The organism is Aquibacillus albus (assembly GCF_016908325.1).
Taxonomy (GTDB): Bacteria; Bacillota; Bacilli; order Bacillales; family Amphibacillaceae; genus Aquibacillus_A; species Aquibacillus_A albus.
In genome coordinates this window covers 1-19,578 of the sequence record NZ_JAFBDR010000009.1, presented here as the reverse complement: position 1 = coordinate 19,578, position 19,578 = coordinate 1, and the positions used below count along the sequence as shown (strand labels likewise).

Sequence of the window (19,578 nt, the reverse complement as noted above, 5' to 3'; positions counted from 1 at the left end):
ATATTTTTGTGCACGCTTACCATTTACCTGTCCCTAAAAATTAAGTAAACTAATAACCATAAGTAAAACGCTTTCAAAAACGGGAGGAGAATTTAAAATGGCAGAATTATCATTGAAAAATATCGACAAGATTTATGACAAAAGTGAAGAAAAAGCCGTAGATAATTTTAATTTAGAAATTAAAGACAAGGAGTTCATCGTTTTCGTAGGTCCATCAGGTTGTGGTAAATCTACAACGCTTCGTATGATTGCAGGACTTGAAGAAATTTCAAGTGGGGAATTTTACATTGATGACACATTAATGAACGATGTAGCTCCAAAAGACCGTGACATCGCAATGGTGTTCCAGAACTATGCACTATACCCGCACATGAACGTATATGACAATATGGCATTCGGTTTAAAACTACGTAAATTTAAAAAGGAAGAAATAGAGCGTCGAGTGAAAGAAGCTGCTGCAATCCTTGGCCTTGAAGCTTATTTAGATCGTAAGCCAAAAGCACTATCTGGTGGTCAGCGTCAGCGTGTTGCTTTGGGTCGTGCGATTGTACGTGACGCAAAAGTATTCCTTATGGATGAGCCATTATCAAACTTAGATGCGAAGCTTCGTGTACAAATGCGTGCAGAAATTCAAAAATTGCACCAACGTCTACAAACAACTACTATTTACGTAACACACGACCAAACAGAAGCGATGACAATGGCAACTCGTCTAGTTGTATTAAAAGACGGTCTTATTCAACAAGTTGGTGCTCCTAAAGAAGTATATGATAAGCCAGATAACATTTTCGTTGGTGGATTTATCGGATCTCCTGCTATGAACTTCTTTAACGGAACATTATCTGATGGAAAAATTGAAGTTGGTAACACGAAAATTGATGTACCTGAAGGAAAGATGAAAGTTCTTCGTGAGCAAGGATATGTTGGCAAAGAGGTTGTTCTTGGTGTTCGTCCAGAGGATATTCACGATGAGCCAGTATTTATTGATGCAAATCCTGGATCTACAATTAATGCACAAATTGAAGTTGCAGAATTAATGGGTTCTGAGTCTTACCTGTACTCAAAACTTAACGATATCGATTTCATTGCACGCGTTGATTCTAGAAATGATATCAGCGGTGGAGAGAAAGTTGATTTAGCTTTCGATATGCATAAGTGTCACTTCTTTGATAAAGATACTGAACAAAGAATTAAATAATAATCCCCCATTTTTATGGCAACAAGTCTTAGACTTGTTGCCTTTTATTTTTCATTAAAGAAGGATTTCTTGAATTTGCACATGAATATCCTTTTCACATTCACTACAACGAAACAAATGTAAACATGTATGTTGATCTGTTGAATCCAAGACTCCATCGATTAATTTTGTTCCATCGTAATCTAAATAGGCAATATAATCATCCATATAATCAATTACTCTGCCTTGATTATGCATCTCATGATGACATGAAGGACATTTCTCTTTTTTGGAAATAAAACCATTACATAACGGGCATGCGTACATAGAATCACCTTCCAACCGTTTATTCCTATATTTAGTATGTCAAATAGCCTTAATGGTACCCTTAGAAAATATTGGTGTTCGTGTAGGAATCAAATGATATATTTTCCTTTACCTTGTCTATGTATAGTAAACAACCGAGAACTTTTCTGGGTAACAATTAAAAGAGGCACTTTTTATAAGTGCCCCTTTAGCCATTTGTTATTTAATTTTTTATTATTTAGGTTGACCACCGAACTGTTGCTCAGCAGTTTGTACTAAACGCTTCGTGATTTCTCCACCTACAGAACCGTTAGCACGAGAAGTTGTGTCTGCTCCAAGGTTCACACCGAACTCTTGTGCAATTTCAGTTTTCATTTGGTTTAGTGCTTGCTCTACTCCAGGTACTACTAATTGGTTTGAATTGTTTGTTGCCATTTCCTATACACCTCCGAAAGAATTTTTTAATATTATTTTAACTAAACGATTTTCACTTTGTAAGCTTGAGGATTACTGCGTTTGCCCACCAAATTGTTGTTCTGCTGTTTGGACTAAACGCTTGGTGATTTCTCCGCCAACAGAGCCGTTAGCGCGAGAAGTTGTGTCTGCTCCAAGGTTTACACCAAACTCTTGTGCAATCTCATACTTCATTTGATCTAGTGCTTGTTCTACACCAGGCACTAGCAATTGATTTGAGTTATTGCTGCTTGGCATTTCTATCACCTCCTGTAACCCTTATTGTTAACAGGAAACTCGAATTCTTATGACTAGTAGTTCTTGGAAACTACTGATCGGTGACACATTTTGCTAAAAGCTAACACTGATACAACTATTTAGGTTGGCCACCAAATTGTTGTTCTGCTGTTTGAACTAGACGTTTTGTAATTTCTCCACCTACAGAACCGTTGGCACGAGAAGTTGTATCAGCTCCAAGGTTCACGCCAAATTCTTGTGCAATCTCATATTTCATCTGATCTAGTGCTTGTTCTACACCAGGCACTAGCAATTGATTTGAGTTGTTGCTGCTTGGCATGTTTATCACCTCCTGTATTAACTATTGTGAACTGGTAAGTGAATTCTTATCATGATTTTTTTCAGGTAAAATGTGTTAAATACTTAAACACTAAAAAAAGAGGATAACCAAAATTCTAACGATACAATAACGGTTTAAATAAGTATATCGTAGGTTTGGCATCCTCTTTTATATTACACTGTTTTCACAGTGATATTACTTTGGATAAGTCATTTCTTTTGGATTTATATACGAATCAAATTGTTCTTCTGTTAATAAACCTGAATCAATAGCCGCTTCCTTCAGCGTAGTATTATCAGTAAAGGCTTTTTTTGCAATTTTTGCAGCATTCTCATACCCTATATGAGGGTTCAACGCAGTTACCAACATTAACGACTCGTTCAAGTTCTTTTCAATATTTTCGTGATTTGGTTCAATTCCTTTTGCACATCTTTCATCAAAAGAAAGCATGCTATCCGCTAAAATTTGTGCTGATTGAAGAAAGTTATAAGCAATGACAGGCTTAAATACGTTTAATTCAAAGTTACCTTGACTAGCAGCAAAACCAATTGTAGCGTCATTCCCCATAACCTGTGCTGCAACCATCGTTACTGCTTCACTTTGGGTTGGATTTACCTTCCCAGGCATGATTGAGCTTCCTGGTTCATTTGCTGGAATGTTAATCTCTCCAATTCCACAACGAGGTCCACTTGCTAACCATCTGACATCGTTTGCTATTTTCATTAGATCTGCAGCAAGAGCTTTTAACGCTCCATGTGCATAAACAAGCTCATCATGACTAGTTAAAGCATGGAACTTATTTGGTGCGGAAATAAATGGTTTTCCTGTAAACTCACTAATTACTGCGCTTACTCGCTCTGAAAATTCAGGGTGTGCATTCAATCCGGTACCAACAGCTGTGCCACCAAGGGCGAGTTCCTTCACATAGGTTACACTTTCCGTAATCATTTTCTCTGTTTTTTCAAGCATACGATGCCAACCACTAATTTCCTGTCCTAATGTTAGGGGTGTTGCATCTTGTAAATGTGTTCGACCTATTTTCACAATTTCCTGAAACGCTTCCATTTTGTCTTTAAGCGTCGATTTTAACGTAGTTAGTGCAGGTAATACTTCATCCTCTAATTTGAGAACTGCTGCAATATGCATTGCTGTCGGATACGTATCATTCGAGCTTTGTGATTTATTCACATCATCATTTGGATGCAATTGATACTCACTATTTTTCTCTTTTAACCATTGATTACCGACAAAAGCAATAACTTCATTTACATTCATATTGGACTGTGTACCACTTCCGGTTTGCCAAACGACTAAAGGAAAATGTTCCTTTAATTCTCCTGAGAGGATTTGATCTGCAGCATATGTAATTGCCTCAGCTTTTTCTTCTTCTAATAATCCCAGCTCACTATTTACTTTTGCTGCACTCTTTTTAAGAATGGCAAAACCATCGATAACTTCACTTGGCATTGTTTCTTGACCAATCGGAAAGTTTTGCTTACTTCGTTGTGTTTGTGCTCCCCAATATTTATCAGCAGCAACTTTCATTTCACCTAGCGTATCTTTTTCAATGCGATAATCCATCATTATCTCCTCCCTGTAAGATGTACGTTTATGTCCTGTTCTTGACGTACCTTATACTATTATGATTATAAACATCCTCTTTCATTGTATCAAATTTTATTTTTCCATTTCACCTAATGATTTAACAAACATGGAAAAAACCGGGTGTTTACGGCCTTAAACGGATGATGATAAAATATAAGTATAAATAGGAAAGGAGAGGAGAATCGGAAAGCATAAGTGTTTTCTTACTTTTTTCCTTCATTAGTAGATTAAAATAGGTAAAGCCTCTATCGATATAGAGGCTTTTATTATGGAATAACAAAAGCGCAAGCGCCCTGGTAGCGACGTATGGACTGGACTGAACCGCAGGAGATAAAGGAAACACGGTGAACGAAGTGAACCGATGTTGACTTATCGTACGGAGGTGAGGGAAGTCTCACTAGTCGCTGGGCGCTGGAGCTGGACGTCGCTAACCCACACCATTTAGCCACAAGCCTAAGAAAAGGGGTCAGACCCCTCAACTTTAATATCCGTATCCAAAAAATTCTTCTAACGTGATACTATTTTCATGAATTTCAGTGGCAATCTCTTCCCCAATAAATCTTAAATGCCACGGTTCATAACTATATCCTGTTATTGATTCTTTTCCTTCAGGGTAACGGATAATAAAGCCAAACTCATGTGCATGCTCTTCCAACCATTCCCCTTCATCGGTTTGACTAAATGATTGCTCTAAGGCAAATGCCACTTCTGCAGTAGTAACATCCATTGCCAACCCGGTTTGGTGTTCACTAGTACCAGGCTTTGCTGAAAATCGATTAGCATAGTCTTGACCGTGTGTTTCCACATTGTATTCATAAATGGCCTTCTGTGTCCCATAGGCACGATAGCCGGAAGCTGCAACTAATTCCAATTGAGCCTCTTCAGCAGCATCAAACATTTCCTCTAAAGCTTTTGCTGCTTCCTTTTGCATTTGTTTTTTAGGGTGATCCTCACTAAATGAAAATGGAACATCAGGGACAACTAAATCAGTTGGCTCAAAACCATCTGGAAGTCTCCGTTGTTTATTTACCATCACCTCTATACTATTCGGGTTTTCTACAACTACCATTTCTGCATTTGAATTTTTATCTTCCTCTGGCAGTTGAATATCCTCCTCCGTGTTATCACCGGTTTTGGTTTCCTCATCTTTGTCCGTTTCTTCTTCGCTTATCTCAATTGGTGCTTTAGCCTCTAACCGCTTTTCACTTGTTTTCAATTCGTCAGTCGGATTTGGTTCTTGCTGACAACCAATGAGCATAAAACTAGTTAAAATTAAAATAGTAATAAATTTCATATAAATCCCTTCATCTTCTTTGTATAATTATTTAACAGCACTAAAAGAATAACATATTTTAATCCTAAATGAACTTTTTTACCAATTTTTTTTACATGCAAAAAAATCCTTGTCAATTAAATTGACAAGGATTTGTAAATTGTTTACTATTCCCATGTATAGGGTTGATACTCTTTACTCAATTGCATGAATGTTTTTTTATCATTCGTATCAATTGAGTCATTAATCTGATTCTCTAGGTGGGTCTTATTCCAATTAAAACATAATTCATCAAGGACTAATTTTGACGCGAGTTGAATTTCATACGAAATTTCTCTCTTAGCAATAATTTTTGTGATGTGATTTGCTTTAAACTCCTGTAACTTATAATTTACCTTGTGCTTCTTCATGGAACACGCCCCCTTGTTCCTTTTTTTTATTATCCTAGATTTTGAGCATTAATGCAATAATTTTCTGAATATTTATTTAATATTTTCCCATTTTTTTTATTGGTTAAACATGAAAACGTTTTAAAACAGGATTCTTAACGAAAAAAAAGCGCCATTTTTCATGCGCTTTTTTGCAAGTCCCTTACTAATCATTATTTTGTTTTACAAACAAGGTGCTTGATGGTTCGCACGGATCTGATTGAGGCTTTATTGTTTTAAAGGCTAATAAAGCTGAAATAAAAGCTAATCCTGCCAAGAGTATCACCATCCATGTTATATCTTTTTTCATCAATATAGCTATTAGAGGAGGTCCGGCTGCAACGCCCAAGTATCGAGCAGAACTATAAAGGCAAGTGACTGTTCCTCTAACTCCTTTTTCTATACTTTCAGTAATAAGTGCATCTAAACATGGAAGCCCTACTCCAATTCCTACACCACAAATGAGAAAAACAATCAATAAATAAACAAATTGCTCTGAAAAACGTATGGCGATAACCGCTCCGGCTGCAACCAATATTCCAAAAAAAGTTATCCATTTCATCTTATTTAAATCGTCTTGTATCCATTTTCCGGTTAAAAAGGAGGCAAAGCATAAGGCTGCTAATGGTCCTGCTAAATAAAATCCTTTTTTTAGTCCATCCACTTGATACTTGTCTTCTAAAATGCTTGTAAGATAAAATAATATACCAAATAAGATAAACATGAGAATTGCTCCAATTGCAAAAACAGCAAATAACCAGCGCCCATGTCTATGAAAGGTCTGTTTTGTATTTTTCCAGAACTTGTGAAATTCAGGACCTTTTTTATCATTTTTCGGTTTTTTTACTAAGAAAAAAACTAAAAGGGTTGATAACAAACAGAATATTGGGATTGCAAAAAATGGTAGAAACCAAACCACCCCAGCTAGTAAAGAACCAAGAATTGGACTGAGAACTTTTCCGAAAGTGTTGGATGTCTCTACCAATCCTAATGTAGCACTAACATCCTTTTCCCGTCTGAACATATCACCAACTAATGGCAATACAATTGGTGCCGTACCTGAAACTCCAATTCCTTGCAAAACCCTTCCCACTAAAATCAAAGTAAAAGCATGATCTAATTTCCATGCTGCATATCCAGAGATAAATCCCCCAATCCCCGAAAGTAATAACGAAGGGATGATAACAACTTTTCTTCCATAGCGATCAGATAGAAAGCCTGCAATCGGGATAAGAAATATTGCAACAATGGAATACAAGGTAATAATATAACTTGACTGCAATTTTGTAATGTTTAATTCCTTTTCCATTAAAGGTAAAACTGGTATTAACATAGAATTACCCAAAGTCATGATGAGAGGAATCGATGCTAAAGAAACGATAGCCCATCTTTTTTCATGTATTTCATTTTCTTGATTGGAATCGGTGTGTTTATCTTCTGTGCTGTGTTCCATAGCTACAATCCTTTCAAAAATTTAGCTACCAATAATCTTGTCCTAACTTTTACTTTTTCATTCATAGTATAAAATTGTGGGAAACTGTAAAAAAGGATGCCCTAAACCAAGTTAGTAAGGTTGAAACCTGATTTGGGACATCCCCTTTTCCTTAACGTGCGTTTACTTTTGATTGAACAACCATGTTTGTTACTTCTACGGTTCTCCTAGCCTGATGTTTAACAGCTTTTTCAACATCTTCAACCATGTTGCCGTCCTGAGCGACGGTAACACTAACCCCATAGGGATTTCCGCCTGCAGCAAATAGTTCCTGATTCGTATAACCTGGTGCCGCTATAATAGCACCCCAGTGGAACATTGACGTATATAGGTTTAATATCGTAGCTTCCTGACCACCATGCGGATTTTGTGCGGAAGACATCGCACTTACTACTTTATTTATCGTCTTTCCATTCGCCCATAATCCACCTGCTGTATCGAGAAATTGCTTAACCTGAGCAGGCACATTACCAAAACGAGTAGGTACACTGAAGATAATACCATCAGCCCATTCAATGTCATCTAAAGATGCTTCTGGAACATTTTTAGTCTTATCATAGTGTTCCTTCCATGCAGGATTTTGAGAAATGGCCTCTTCTGGAGCTAATTCTTTGATTTTTCTTACCTTTACTTCTGCACCAGCTTCTTTTCCTGCTTCTTCCGCCCACTTCGCCAATTGAAAATTAGTCCCTGTTGAACTATAGTAAAAGATTGCCAAGTTTGTCATCTCGATTTCTCCTTTCGTTTTCGCAGTATAGTATTTGCATACAAGCCCTACATATACAGATAGTAAAAAGATTTAAGTCTTTTATTGCATCCATAAATGGGCAAATTATATGTAGTGGACTTTTAAAATGAATTGAAAAAGGGAAACTTCCTTGCAAAGGATCAATTTGTGTTTACTCGCGACTATTTTTTTCTCTAGACTTATATAATATTCATTTGTTAAGCTGAGGTAGTTATTGATGAAGTGGAGGCAATGAGATGAATCAATACGATAACTTAAAAAAAGGTGAAAAGGGTGCTTGGATTAGTATAGTCGCCTACTTAATCCTTGCAACAATCAAGCTAATTGTTGCATACATTGGATCCTCTGAAGCTTTAAGAGCAGATGGTTTGAACAATACTACAGATGTGATTGCATCCGTTGCAGTTCTTGTCGGTTTAAAAATCTCAAGAAAGCCTCCAGATAACGATCATCATTATGGACATTTTCGTGCTGAAACGATTGCTTCCCTTATTGCAGCATTTATAATGATTACGGTCGGTCTTGAAGTAATAATAGGGGCATCTGGGTCTGTTTTTAACCAGGAAGCAGTTAGACCGGATTTACTGACGGCATGGACTGCATTTATTGCAGCAATTGTAATGCTTAGCGTTTACCGTTATAATTTAAAGCTAGCCAAAAAGGTGAACAGTTCTTCTTTATATGCAGCAGCACAAGACAATCGATCAGATGCTCTAGTAAGTCTTGGAGCATTCATTGGTATTATTGGGGCGCAATTTGGATTGTTTTGGTTAGATCCAATTGCAGGCCTTTTTGTTGGAATGATTATTTGCAAAACAGCGTGGGATATTTTTAGAGATGCCACCCACACACTAACGGACGGATTTGATGAAGGTCAATTACATGAAATAAAAACAAGTATTTCGAAAGATCCAGAGGTAGAAGAGGTAAAAGATGTGAAGGGGCGCATACACGGTAGTCAGGCATTAGTTGAGGTTACCATCCTAGTTGATCCGGATTTAACCGTTCAGGAAAGTCACGATATTACCGAACGGATAGAATCGCTGTTAGACAAAAAACATGATGTCCCACACGCACACATTCATATTGAACCTAATCTTGGAGATGAAAAGCAAACATGAGAAAAACCGTACAAAGTACTTCCGATAGGCTTTTCTCATGTTTTTCGTGTGATGAACAAAGAGCGAATATAAAAAGGATGTCCTGCATATAAAGGACATCCCGCTTTATTTTTATTTAAATTTTTGTAATAATTCATCAATGTTTTTCCAGCCAAAAGCCGTTTCTTGATAAGTGCCTTGACCAATGGTTGTTTCTTCTTTATCTATTTGCTTCGCACCGTAATCAAGATAAAATTGACTGGTCGGGTTTTGCGTAAGTACCCAAACTAAAATGGATTGATAACCTTCTTTCTTCATTTCCTTTGCAAAAGCTTCGAGTAACATCGATCCTAATCCTTTTCGTTGATACTCTCCTAGCAAATAAATCGCATAAATTTCTCCATCATAGCCAAATCGTTTCGTTCTTTCCTTACCACCTGAAATAAATCCTATTATCTCTTCCTTATCATCATGGATGACCAATGCAGGCTGTCCTTTCATCGGCATCTTTAAAATCGTTTCCCATAATGTCTTCCTATTTTCATAAGTAATATTTGACATATCCTGTTCATTTATTAAATCAGAATAAGTCGATTTCCAACTTTTTAAATGAACATTTGCAATTTTTTCGGCATCTTTTAATTCGGCTTTCCTTATATGAAACATTTACTCCCTCCCTTTATATCCAACAAATAAAACATCCGCTTATCATTTGGTGACTTTTTGAACATTCTTGTTAAATGTCACTTCTTTGGCCTTCTATAGCATGATTGATGACCTTCTAAACAGTGCTTTACCATGTTAATAAAAATACAGTCGTAATAGCACCTAATACTACTAGTATAATATTTAAACCGAAAAATGCTAATAGGACTGCAGTCATTCCTCCTAATATTCCTATAATAGGCTTATCAGGAATAACGGACATAACTCCTGGAAAAATAAGTGCACCTAGAGCAGCGTAAGGGATTGCATTTAACCATCGATTGACCCAGTCTGGGAAATGTACTTTATCTACAATATAAGCAGGGATAAACCTTGGAATTATCGTGACAAGTGCCATACCTATGATAATCATTAGTATCATGCTTTATCCCCCTTAATAAGAAATATTCCAGTAAAACCGCCGATTAATGTTCCTAGTACAATTGCCCATCCAGTATCGACATACTGACTAGATGCATAGTTTATAAGCATCGCTGTTAAAGCAATGAATGTTAATTTTACTTCCTTTTTAAGAGAAGGAATTAGTAAACCAATAAACATTGCATATAAAGCAATACCCATACTTTGACTTAATGCTTCAGGAATAATATCTCCTAAAACTCCTCCAATGAAAGAACCGAATATCCAAGAAAGGTAGGCAGTGAGCATTAAGGCAGCATAAAAATATCCTCCTCTATCCTTTTGGGCTTCATCAGTATGTAGTGATGCCACTGAAAAGGATTCATCGGTAAGACCTAAAGATAAAGGTGCTTTCCACTTCAATCCAATTCCACGTATTCGATTCATAAAAGAAAGACTCATTACAAAATGACGAAAATTAAGGACAAACGTTGCAACAATTATTTCAATTGCTCCTGCACTTGCAGCAATCATACCTACACCCATGAATTGACTGGCACCAGCATATACTAATATACTCATAAGCGTTATTTCCATAACACTCATCCCTGCTTGTTTAGCTAAAACACCATATGTTAATGCAATCGGCATATAACCAAGCATAATTGGAATACCTTTTGCAATACCTCTTTGGATCATCAGCAGCCTTGTGGAAGGTTCTATTTTTTCTAATACTTTTGTTGTCATTATGTCTATATCCCCCCGACTGTACATTTCTTCTTATACTCATGTTTAACGAATTATACGACTCTATGGGCTAACAAAACGAAAAAGGACAAACTCATTGGCGAGTCTGTCCAAACCGCTAAATGCTATCTTGATCTGTTAGAATAAGAGGCTCCCCATTTGTAACAACAAGGGTATGCTCATATTGTGCAGACCTACCACCATCAACCGTTCTCGCAGTCCAGCCATTTGTATCCATTTTGCTTTGCCAAGCTCCTTCATTAATCATCGGTTCAATTGTAATCACCATTCCTTCTTTTAAACGAAGGCCTTTTCCTGCCTCTCCAAAGTGAGGAATATGTGGGTCTTCATGTATTGTCGGCCCAATTCCATGACCAGTGAAATCTCGAACAACAGAAAATCCTTCTCCTTCTGCATATGTTTGAATGGCATAGCCAATATCACCAAGTCGATTACCTGCTCTAACTTGCTCTATCCCTTTATATAATGACGTCTTTGTGACGTCCAATAAACGCTTTGTCTTTTCATCCGGATCACCGACAACATACGTCCAAGCAGAATCAGCCAAACCACCATTAAGGTTGACGACCATATCAATCGTAACAATATCCCCTTTTTCCAAGCTTTCATCTCTTGGAAAACCATGGCAAATTTCATCGTTAATCGAAGCACAAGTAGCAAATGGATAACCACTATATCCTTTTTGCTCTGGTGTTGCTCCGTGCTCTGCTAAATATCCTTCAACAAACGTATCTATCTCCTTTGTTGAAACACCGGGCTTTATTCTCTTCGCTATTTCTTTATGACAAGAGGCTAGTAGCTTTCCGGCTTCTTGCATTAGTTCAATTTCTCTTTTGCTTTTTCTTGTAATCATGTATTAACTTCCTTTCTTTCTATATGTAACAATATCATACGCCATTTTTCAGGCAAACTTTCTCTTCTCTCTAAATTTTATCACAATTCCAAGAGAAACATGTTAGAATGATGTTCATTTAATTTTGGCATTATTATGAAACTATTGGAGTTGCACAAATTTGGAAATCTTAAAACGAAAGGAACAGCATGCAAGTGGATTATTTAAATTTCAATATAGAAGCATTTGTCTCATATAAAATTTAAACATAAAGCTGATATACTCGCAATGTATATGACAAGCGAGGCACATGAAAAAGGTCTCGCACTGCTATGTACGTTTCTTAACGTGCAACGAAAGGGTCAGAGCATCAGTCGCTCTGACCCTTTACCGTTCATCTTAATAATTAGTATCCATAACCACCATAACCGCCCCAAGAAGAGCCTACGATGATTAGCAATATAAACAAGACAACAATTAGTGTAAAGCCTGCACCATAACCATAACCTGATTCTGCACTCATCATTTATACCTCCTTTTTTGCGCTTCATTGCTCTCAAAAACGAACAAAGACATTTTATCTGTACCTAGAAGAAAGGCAGAGAATAAATTCTCTGCAGCTTCTCCTACTTAACGAATGGATTAATACGCTCCATAGCCGCCCCAAGATGCACCTACAATAATTAGTAGGATGAAAAGAACGACAATTAGCGCAAAGCCTGAGCCATATCCATAACCTGCTCCAGCACCCGCACCCATATGTGAAACCCCCTTTCCGTTATTTCACTTTATAGACTATGATGAATGATTAAGAATGGAAGGGCGATTTTATAAAATAGGTAAACACCCAGCCACTATTTATCCTTTTTCCCATAGATTCCAACATAAATAGTCGAAAAGAGAGCACCGTATCGGCACTCTCTTTATGACTCTTGGAGAGCTAAATTAGTATGCACCGTAACCCCAAGATGCACCAATGATGATTAATAAGATGAACAATACAACGATTAACGCAAATCCTGCGCCATAACCGTATCCTGCGCTCATTCATAACCCCTCCTTTTGTTTATTCACTTATAGACTATGATGAAATCAAAATAGTGGAAGTCAATTTCTTAAAAATGGGTACTAGTCTAGATATTTCAGATTGATTTGCCTGTTAAGGTTCCTGTCCTTTCAATTTTTTTAACGCTAATAGTGTTTCTTGATATGCGTTTTCTAAGGCGAACTTATCTTCTTTTGGATCATTTAGACTTAATCTACCTATCAATTCAGTTAGCCTTGTTTCTAACTTGATCTTTTCTTCTATTTGATCCGTTATTTGAGTTTCTTGCTTTGATGCAAGTGAATACTCCAACAATGTCCCATCAAACATTTCAACTGTTTTATCCTTTAATATCCATAAATGATTTGCTGTATTTTCCACAAATCTTCGGTCATGAGAGACAAATAATATCGTTCCCTCATAGTCTTTCATTAACGTTTCAACTGCTTGTAACGCCTCTAAATCAAGATGATTTGTTGGCTCATCTAAAATTAAAAAGTTATAGCCACCTACCAATAACTTAGCTAGTGCTAGCTTTACACGCTCACCACCACTTAACACACCAATGGATTTATTTACATCTTCACCACTAAAATGTAATCGCCCTAAGATGATACGAATGATGTGCTGTGGATACTCACTGCCTTTTTTTACATAATCATAAATCGTTTCATTTACTGGCAAAGTTTCTAATGCTTGTTCAAACCTACCAATTTTTGCTTGCTTTGAAATATTAACGGTATCAATGGAGGACAAAAGCTCATTTATTAATGTTGTTTTTCCAGAACCATTATCACCAATAATTGCTGTTTTTGATCCAGTTTTCAACTTTAAATAATCGACATCAAATAATAACTGATTCCCGATGTATTTTTTTATATCCTTTGCCATTACTACCGTCTTTCTATGAACAGGATTTGCATGTGTTTGATTCATTTTGACTGTATCCCATTCCATTGGTTTATCAACTTTTTCAAGTTTCTCCACCCTTTTTTGAAGCCTTATTGAAACCTGTTCCACTTTCTTTTGCTTGCCAGCAGCTTTATTCTTATAAAGCTGCCACTCCGAATTGCTCATTCTAGCTGGTGGTTTGCGCATTCCCTTTGCTTGATCCTGTTTCTGCTTTATACGTGCCTCTAGTCTATTTTTCTCTTTTAAATATTGCTCATATGCGAGATACTGTTGTTCCCGCTTTAAGGCCTTTTGTTGTTCATAGTAACTATAATTACCAGTAAATTCCTCCAAATTCCCCTCTTCTAGCTCCCAAATTTTAGTACATAAACCATCTAATAACGCGCGATCATGTGACACGATAAGCATGGCACCTTGATGCGCTAGTAGCTCTGCTTCTAATTGGCTAATTCTAGTCCAATCTAAATTATTTGTTGGCTCATCTAAGACAAGTACATCTGCGTTAGAAGCGAATACTTCTGCTAATTTTTTCATTGTCTTTTCTCCACCACTAAGATAGGAGGGGAGTTGTGTTTGATCGTTCAATTGTTCGAAATGTGCAAACGTTCCTTGCCATTCCACCATAAATGGTTGACTTACCTTGTTTAAAAGACTATGGATTAAAAGGGTTTTACCCTGACCGTTTCTTCCGACAAGACCAATCCGATGACCTTGATGAATCGATAATTGATCCGCCTTTAATAATACTCGGTCCCCTATGGAAATATTAATTGCTTGTGCATGCATAAAACGCATAAAAAAACCTCCCTGATCATTCCAGAGAGGATAGGATAGCTCAAAATGAAACCAATATCGATAACGATACGCCGCGCTTAAATAAAAGGACATTGTTATCCATGGTTTAAGGGTTAGACAATGATATTTGGGCATACCAATCCTATCTGGAACGAGTAAATTTTCCGTATTCAACACTCGTTTAAAACAGGATTAGTACTTCATTAGCCTACCATTCAGTCCCTTCATAATTTATACATTTATTATACACAATTGTAAAAAAATAACAACGGTTTGTCTTTACAAAAATTCTTTTACACTGTAATTTTTACCATTTTGAATGGCGTCGCCTTGTTTTAGTACATCGATTAGTACTTTTGCAACAACATCCGTATCTCTCAAGCTTTTTTCTGTTTTATATTGTTTAAAGGTTTCCACATCTTTGAAAGCATCGGAGCTTGAAGAACGGATTTCATCTTGCATTTTTGTATCCATAATTCCTGGATTAAACAGAAACACCTTGTTCATTGTTCCCAATTCATCTTGTTCAAGAGCAACGGTTTCCGTAAATCGGTTTAAACCTGCCTTTGTACTGCAATAGGCACTCCAACCATACACAGATCGTTCAGCTGCACCTGATGTGACGTTGGCAATAACCAGCTTCATGCCTGACTCATTTGCCTTCTGAATAAACAAACTACTGCTAGCCATTGGAGCTAATAGATTAACATTCACATGCTTCTGTAAATCATTTAAGTTATGATGACCGGATCTTTCAATTGGTTCAACCATTGCAGCGTTATTGATCAGATAAACGCTATCAGTTTTACCGGAAAAAACATGTTCAGCAATATGCTGAAAGACTTTTTCTAATTGATTAATATTAGAAAGGTCACATGTTTCATGCTGATAAGTTACTTTATTTTCTTGTGCTGTTTGTTCAAGTACAATATTAGCTTTCCTTGCTACACTAATAACATGAATTCCTTGTTGCATCAGTAATTTTGCAATCGACTCTCCAAGTCCACGAGAGGCTCCAGTTACAATCGCATATTCCATATTCTCATTCCCCCTTATTAATTTCTATCAATGAATTTATGTAATTCTTGATAAATTCCTACAATCTCAGTCATCTTCATTCTAACTAAGCCACTGGAAGACGGTGCGACAAATTCAATCGAGGAAGATATCGAATCTGGCTGTACGCCCCATGAAGCTTTTCTTTTCTTACTATATTGCAAATAAACCCCTTTACCTACAAAACAAACAATAACTGGCTTATATGTATTGATTTTTTTGAGTAATGTAATGCGGCCTTGTTCATATTCTTCTTTTGTAATTTCTGCCGCTTCCTTCGTCGGTCTAGCAACAATATTCGTCAATCCATATCCAAGTTCAAGCAGCTCTTTGTCTTCTTCAGATTGAAACTTTCTAGGAGTCAAATTTGACTGATATAAAATAGTCCAAAATCGATTGTTTGGATTTGCAAAATGATGTCCTGTTTCGGAAGAACGAATGCTCGGGTTAAATCCAACGAAAAGAACCTTTAAACCATCTATTATATGATCAGGGATTGGCTTCAACATTTGATTACCTGCCTTTTTCCATTCTATTTTCTATATTATATTATTTCGCCTTAAATTTAAAATCCATCGTTGCTTTTGCATAACAAGGATTTTGTAGGATATCCTAGGTGAAAAAGGAGGGGTTGCCATGACAAATAGAAATGATTTTCCATATAAAAAAAGTTATGAATCGGATGGTGTCATGGGAAAAGATAAAAAGCATAATAAAAACAAAATTAAAAAAGCAGAGAAACGACAAGATGATTCAATGTTTTTTAATACAACCGAATCAAGTGAATAAAAAAGCAGGATTGGCCTGCTTTTTTTATGGTTTTAATACAACCTTAATACAATTATCTTCCTTTTTATTAAAAATGTCATATCCATGTGATGCCTCATCCAACGGCATTTCATGGGTAATGATCGTAGTTGGATCTAGTTCATTGTTAACAATTTGATGATAGATAGGCTCCATAAATGAACGAGCATGTGCTTGCCCCATTTTTATATCAATATTTCGGGAAAAAAATGGACCTAAGGGGAACATATTATACAAACCACCATATACACCAGTCATTTGATATGTTCCACATTTACGAACCGCTTTTGTTGCAATCTGAATAGGACCGATCGTACCACCTTGTAGTTTTAATTTTTGTTCAACAAACTCTAACGGTGATTTTTTCCCATCCATTCCAACACAGTCAATAACGACATCAGCACCGCCTTTTGTCGTTTCTTTTAAGACTTCTCCCATATCCTCATGTTTGGTAAAATCATATATCTCCGTGTTATTTACTCGCTTAGAATGGTTTAATCGATTGTCTATATAATCAACAGCTATTACTCGTTTAGCCCCTTCTTTCCAAGCAAATTGTTGTGCCATTAAACCTATAGGTCCACACCCAAGAACAATAACTGTATCCCCTTGTTTCACACCAGCATTTTTGACACTCCAGTAAGCAGTTGGTAAAACATCTGATAAAAATAGTAAAGCATTATCCTCTAATTCACAACTTTGCGGAATTTTAAAAGGAGTATAATTGCCATATGGAACTTTTAAGTATTCCGCTTGTCCTCCTGGATGATTTCCAAACTTTTCTGAGTATCCAAAATAACCACCCGAGTCATAGTGCGGGTTTGCATGATCACATTGACTTTCCAAATGCGCGTTACAATAATGACATTGTCCACATGCAACCGTGAATGGGATAACAACACGGTCACCTTTCTTTACTTTGGTTACGCTTGGCCCTACTTCTTCCACAATACCCATTGGTTCATGACCAATACTATATCCGATCGGCAGAGGAAAATTCCCTTGATATAAATGTAAATCCGATCCACAAATCGCAGTGGATGTAATCCGTACAATAACATCTTCTTTATCTTCTATTTTAGGGTACTCTATCTCCTTTACAGCGACAGAATACTTCCCTTGGTAGGTTACAGCTTTCACGACGTTCCTCCTTTCACTATACACCTTTATAATGGCTATGTACGAATGTAAATATGTAGGATCTCATCTGTAATTTTTTCAGTCCTAGCCAAACCCTGTAATAAAAAAAGCCCTACAGCAGATTACTGTAAGGCAACAACAGACTATAATTTAGATTTTTCAATCGCTTCTTCAAATGCTTTAATAATATCCTCTGTATCTTCAATTCCAACAGATACTCTTATTAGCCCTTCCGTTATTCCGAGTTCAATTTGAGCTTCTTTCGGCAACGCACGATGAGACGTTGCTAATGGATAAGAAACTGTAGTCTCTAAACCAGCAAGTGTCGGTATAATATTAATCCAAGAAAGGGATTGAAAGAACTTTTCCACGTTACATGAACCTGTGATATCAATGGATACAATTGCTCCATTTCCTTTATCAGAAACAGAGCTAGGATAATACACTTTTGAAACATTGTCATTTTTTCGCAATGCATCTGCAACGGCTTGTGCATTATTAACCTGTCTTTCCATTCGAACACTTAAAGTTTTAATTCCACGACAAGCTAACCATGCATCAAACGGTGATAAATTTGTTCCAATATTTACTACCTTTGCTTTTGCTTTATCAATTAATTCTTCATGACCTACTAAAACGCCAGCGGTAACATCACTATGACCAGCAAGGTATTTAGTAGCACTGTGAACAACCAAGTCCACTTCATCTAAATACGGTTGGCAAAGATATGGTGTAGCAAACGTATTATCGATCATTGTGTATAAATTGTTCTTTTTCGCTAATTGAACAATTGCTTTCATATCTTCTATTCTTAATAAAGGATTAGTAATTGATTCAGAATAGATTAATTTTGTATTTGATTTTAAATGTTTTTCAATTTCACCAGGATTGCTGAAATCAACAAAAGAAACCTCAATATTAAAGTCCTGAAGCTCATTAGCCAATAGTTGATAAGTTCCACCATATATATCGGTAGACGCCAATACATGATCGCCAGCTTTTGCAACTGCTAACACTCCAACTAAAATTGCAGATAATCCAGATGAAGTTGCTACACCCTTTGGGGCTCCCTCTAATTGTGCAACGGCACTTCCTAGTTCATCTGTATTTGGATTCCCAACTCTTGTGTAAAGATAATCCTTTTTCCCTTGATAAAAATTTTCCAAATCTTCTAGGTCAGAAAACTTAAATGCTGACGTTTGGTATATTGGAGTCACTTTACTATCTATTGATTGATTATTTTTTCGTGAAAGATGTACAGCTTTTGTATCAAAATTTTGTCCCATGTTTTTCTCTCCTTCTATTTCTACTATTACTACTTTAACGTACTACTATCAAATTGCCAATTAGATAGAGTCGAATTTTATCAAAATAGTCAGTTTTTAAATAAGGTATTGTTGTTAAAACATATGGAGTGTTCCGCATTTTGTAAGATAACTCAACAAAAATAACTCAGAAAGACAGAAGCTTTCTGAGTTATTTTTCTCACATGGCCTGGCGACGTCCTACTCTCGCAGGGGCAAAGCCCCAACTACCATTGGCGCTGGAGAGCTTAACTTCTGTGTTCGGCATGGGAACAGGTGTGACCTCTCCGCTATTGCCACCAGACATGAAATATTCAGGTGTATAATACCCTGAAAACTAGATAAGAAAGGTTACAAGATTATCGAATATAACAGTCTAGCTGCGCGGGCTAGACACTCTCGACATAAGCAGTTCACCTATGTGACCAAAGAACGGTCACTTCGGTGCTCTGCTTATGCGTGCCGTGTCTGACCAAGCCCGCTCCGCTTCCTAAATTTAGTTAAGTCCTCGATCGATTAGTATCCGTCAGCTGCACGTGTCACCACGCTTCCACCTCGGACCTATCAACCTCATCGTCTCTGAGGGATCTTACTCATTCGAAATGATGGGAAGTCTCATCTAGAGGGGGGCTTCATGCTTAGATGCTTTCAGCACTTATCCCGTCCACACGTAGCTACCCAGCGATGCTCCTGGC

The 19,578-nt window shown here is 36.9% G+C and carries 24 protein-coding genes and 2 rRNA genes; 3 read left to right on the top strand and 23 right to left on the bottom strand.

Going from position 1 to position 19,578, the window contains the following annotated elements; all coding sequences use genetic code 11:
- Positions 1 to 97: 97 nt before the first annotated feature.
- A complete protein-coding gene (locus JOC48_RS09395; RefSeq protein ID WP_204499051.1) occupies positions 98 to 1,198 on the top strand; it encodes an ABC transporter ATP-binding protein in 1,101 nt (366 codons plus the stop codon).
- A 54-nt stretch (positions 1,199 to 1,252) separates the two neighbouring features.
- On the opposite strand, the gene JOC48_RS09390 is transcribed toward JOC48_RS09395, so the two are convergent.
- From JOC48_RS09390 to wrbA, 9 genes are all read right to left on the bottom strand, one after another.
- Positions 1,253 to 1,435: a hypothetical protein gene (locus tag JOC48_RS09390; protein WP_204499050.1), complete on the bottom strand. Its 183-nt coding sequence runs from the start codon at positions 1,433 to 1,435 to the stop codon at positions 1,253 to 1,255.
- Between the two features lie 282 nt (positions 1,436 to 1,717).
- Positions 1,718 to 1,918 carry an alpha/beta-type small acid-soluble spore protein gene (locus tag JOC48_RS09385; protein ID WP_204499049.1) on the bottom strand — a complete coding sequence of 67 codons (201 nt, stop codon included), beginning with the start codon at positions 1,916 to 1,918 and terminating at the stop codon, positions 1,718 to 1,720.
- Positions 1,919 to 1,990: 72 nt separating this feature from the next.
- Positions 1,991 to 2,194, bottom strand: a complete 204-nt coding sequence (locus JOC48_RS09380) for an alpha/beta-type small acid-soluble spore protein (protein WP_204499048.1) — start codon at positions 2,192 to 2,194, stop codon at positions 1,991 to 1,993.
- A gap of 115 nt (positions 2,195 to 2,309) precedes the next feature.
- Positions 2,310 to 2,513: an alpha/beta-type small acid-soluble spore protein gene (locus JOC48_RS09375; protein WP_204499047.1), complete on the bottom strand. Its 204-nt coding sequence runs from the start codon at positions 2,511 to 2,513 to the stop codon at positions 2,310 to 2,312.
- 195 nt (positions 2,514 to 2,708) lie between these two features.
- Positions 2,709 to 4,094, bottom strand: coding sequence for a class II fumarate hydratase (gene fumC / locus JOC48_RS09370; protein WP_204499033.1), 1,386 nt, complete (start codon positions 4,092 to 4,094; stop codon positions 2,709 to 2,711).
- Between the two features lie 505 nt (positions 4,095 to 4,599).
- Positions 4,600 to 5,412 (bottom strand): M15 family metallopeptidase, encoded by an 813-nt coding sequence (locus JOC48_RS09365; protein ID WP_204499032.1) that lies wholly within the window; start codon positions 5,410 to 5,412, stop codon positions 4,600 to 4,602.
- Between the two features lie 146 nt (positions 5,413 to 5,558).
- Positions 5,559 to 5,801 carry an IDEAL domain-containing protein gene (locus JOC48_RS09360; protein ID WP_204499031.1) on the bottom strand — a complete coding sequence of 81 codons (243 nt, stop codon included), beginning with the start codon at positions 5,799 to 5,801 and terminating at the stop codon, positions 5,559 to 5,561.
- 184 nt (positions 5,802 to 5,985) lie between these two features.
- Positions 5,986 to 7,272 (bottom strand): MFS transporter, encoded by a 1,287-nt coding sequence (locus JOC48_RS09355; RefSeq protein ID WP_204499030.1) that lies wholly within the window; start codon positions 7,270 to 7,272, stop codon positions 5,986 to 5,988.
- Between the two features lie 151 nt (positions 7,273 to 7,423).
- Positions 7,424 to 8,038 carry an NAD(P)H:quinone oxidoreductase gene (wrbA, locus tag JOC48_RS09350; RefSeq protein WP_204499029.1) on the bottom strand — a complete coding sequence of 205 codons (615 nt, stop codon included), beginning with the start codon at positions 8,036 to 8,038 and terminating at the stop codon, positions 7,424 to 7,426.
- Positions 8,039 to 8,295: 257 nt separating this feature from the next.
- Between wrbA and JOC48_RS09345 the strand changes: the two genes are divergently transcribed.
- Positions 8,296 to 9,180, top strand: a complete 885-nt coding sequence (locus tag JOC48_RS09345) for a cation diffusion facilitator family transporter (RefSeq protein ID WP_204499028.1) — start codon at positions 8,296 to 8,298, stop codon at positions 9,178 to 9,180.
- A gap of 111 nt (positions 9,181 to 9,291) precedes the next feature.
- Here JOC48_RS09345 and JOC48_RS09340 read toward each other — a convergent pair whose 3' ends face one another.
- The 10 genes from JOC48_RS09340 to mug form a co-directional block, all read right to left on the bottom strand.
- Positions 9,292 to 9,825: a GNAT family N-acetyltransferase gene (locus JOC48_RS09340; protein ID WP_204499026.1), complete on the bottom strand. Its 534-nt coding sequence runs from the start codon at positions 9,823 to 9,825 to the stop codon at positions 9,292 to 9,294.
- Between the two features lie 127 nt (positions 9,826 to 9,952).
- Entirely contained in the window at positions 9,953 to 10,246 is a 294-nt protein-coding gene (locus tag JOC48_RS09335) for an AzlD domain-containing protein (protein ID WP_204499024.1), read from the bottom strand.
- A complete protein-coding gene (locus JOC48_RS09330; protein ID WP_204499022.1) occupies positions 10,243 to 10,971 on the bottom strand; it encodes an AzlC family ABC transporter permease in 729 nt (242 codons plus the stop codon). Before JOC48_RS09330 ends, JOC48_RS09335 begins: the two co-directional genes overlap by 4 nt.
- Positions 10,972 to 11,089: 118 nt before the next feature.
- Complete coding sequence (map, locus tag JOC48_RS09325; RefSeq protein ID WP_204499020.1) at positions 11,090 to 11,845, bottom strand: type I methionyl aminopeptidase; 756 nt, start codon at positions 11,843 to 11,845, stop codon at positions 11,090 to 11,092.
- A 385-nt stretch (positions 11,846 to 12,230) separates the two neighbouring features.
- Positions 12,231 to 12,347, bottom strand: coding sequence for a YjcZ family sporulation protein (locus JOC48_RS09320; RefSeq protein WP_204499018.1), 117 nt, complete (start codon positions 12,345 to 12,347; stop codon positions 12,231 to 12,233).
- 119 nt (positions 12,348 to 12,466) lie between these two features.
- Complete coding sequence (locus tag JOC48_RS09315) at positions 12,467 to 12,583, bottom strand: YjcZ family sporulation protein (protein WP_204499016.1); 117 nt, start codon at positions 12,581 to 12,583, stop codon at positions 12,467 to 12,469.
- 186 nt (positions 12,584 to 12,769) lie between these two features.
- Positions 12,770 to 12,871: a YjcZ family sporulation protein gene (locus tag JOC48_RS09310; RefSeq protein ID WP_204499014.1), complete on the bottom strand. Its 102-nt coding sequence runs from the start codon at positions 12,869 to 12,871 to the stop codon at positions 12,770 to 12,772.
- A 112-nt stretch (positions 12,872 to 12,983) separates the two neighbouring features.
- Positions 12,984 to 14,576, bottom strand: a complete 1,593-nt coding sequence (gene abc-f, locus JOC48_RS09305) for a ribosomal protection-like ABC-F family protein (RefSeq protein ID WP_204499011.1) — start codon at positions 14,574 to 14,576, stop codon at positions 12,984 to 12,986.
- 279 nt (positions 14,577 to 14,855) lie between these two features.
- Positions 14,856 to 15,614 (bottom strand): (S)-benzoin forming benzil reductase, encoded by a 759-nt coding sequence (locus JOC48_RS09300; RefSeq protein ID WP_204499010.1) that lies wholly within the window; start codon positions 15,612 to 15,614, stop codon positions 14,856 to 14,858.
- Between the two features lie 17 nt (positions 15,615 to 15,631).
- Complete coding sequence (gene mug / locus JOC48_RS09295) at positions 15,632 to 16,138, bottom strand: G/U mismatch-specific DNA glycosylase (protein WP_204499306.1); 507 nt, start codon at positions 16,136 to 16,138, stop codon at positions 15,632 to 15,634.
- A 130-nt stretch (positions 16,139 to 16,268) separates the two neighbouring features.
- On the opposite strand from mug, the gene JOC48_RS09290 reads away from it, so the two are divergent.
- Positions 16,269 to 16,421 carry a hypothetical protein gene (locus JOC48_RS09290; protein ID WP_204499008.1) on the top strand — a complete coding sequence of 51 codons (153 nt, stop codon included), beginning with the start codon at positions 16,269 to 16,271 and terminating at the stop codon, positions 16,419 to 16,421.
- Between the two features lie 24 nt (positions 16,422 to 16,445).
- Here the strand turns inward: JOC48_RS09290 and JOC48_RS09285 are convergent, their stop codons facing one another.
- The 4 genes from JOC48_RS09285 to JOC48_RS09270 form a co-directional block, all read right to left on the bottom strand.
- Complete coding sequence (locus JOC48_RS09285) at positions 16,446 to 17,579, bottom strand: alcohol dehydrogenase catalytic domain-containing protein (RefSeq protein ID WP_204499005.1); 1,134 nt, start codon at positions 17,577 to 17,579, stop codon at positions 16,446 to 16,448.
- Positions 17,580 to 17,722: 143 nt separating this feature from the next.
- Positions 17,723 to 18,865, bottom strand: a complete 1,143-nt coding sequence (locus JOC48_RS09280; RefSeq protein WP_204499003.1) for a trans-sulfuration enzyme family protein — start codon at positions 18,863 to 18,865, stop codon at positions 17,723 to 17,725.
- A 206-nt stretch (positions 18,866 to 19,071) separates the two neighbouring features.
- A 5S ribosomal RNA gene (gene rrf / locus JOC48_RS09275) occupies positions 19,072 to 19,187 on the bottom strand.
- A 192-nt stretch (positions 19,188 to 19,379) separates the two neighbouring features.
- Positions 19,380 to 19,578: ribosomal RNA gene (locus JOC48_RS09270) — 23S ribosomal RNA — on the bottom strand; the annotation flags it as partial.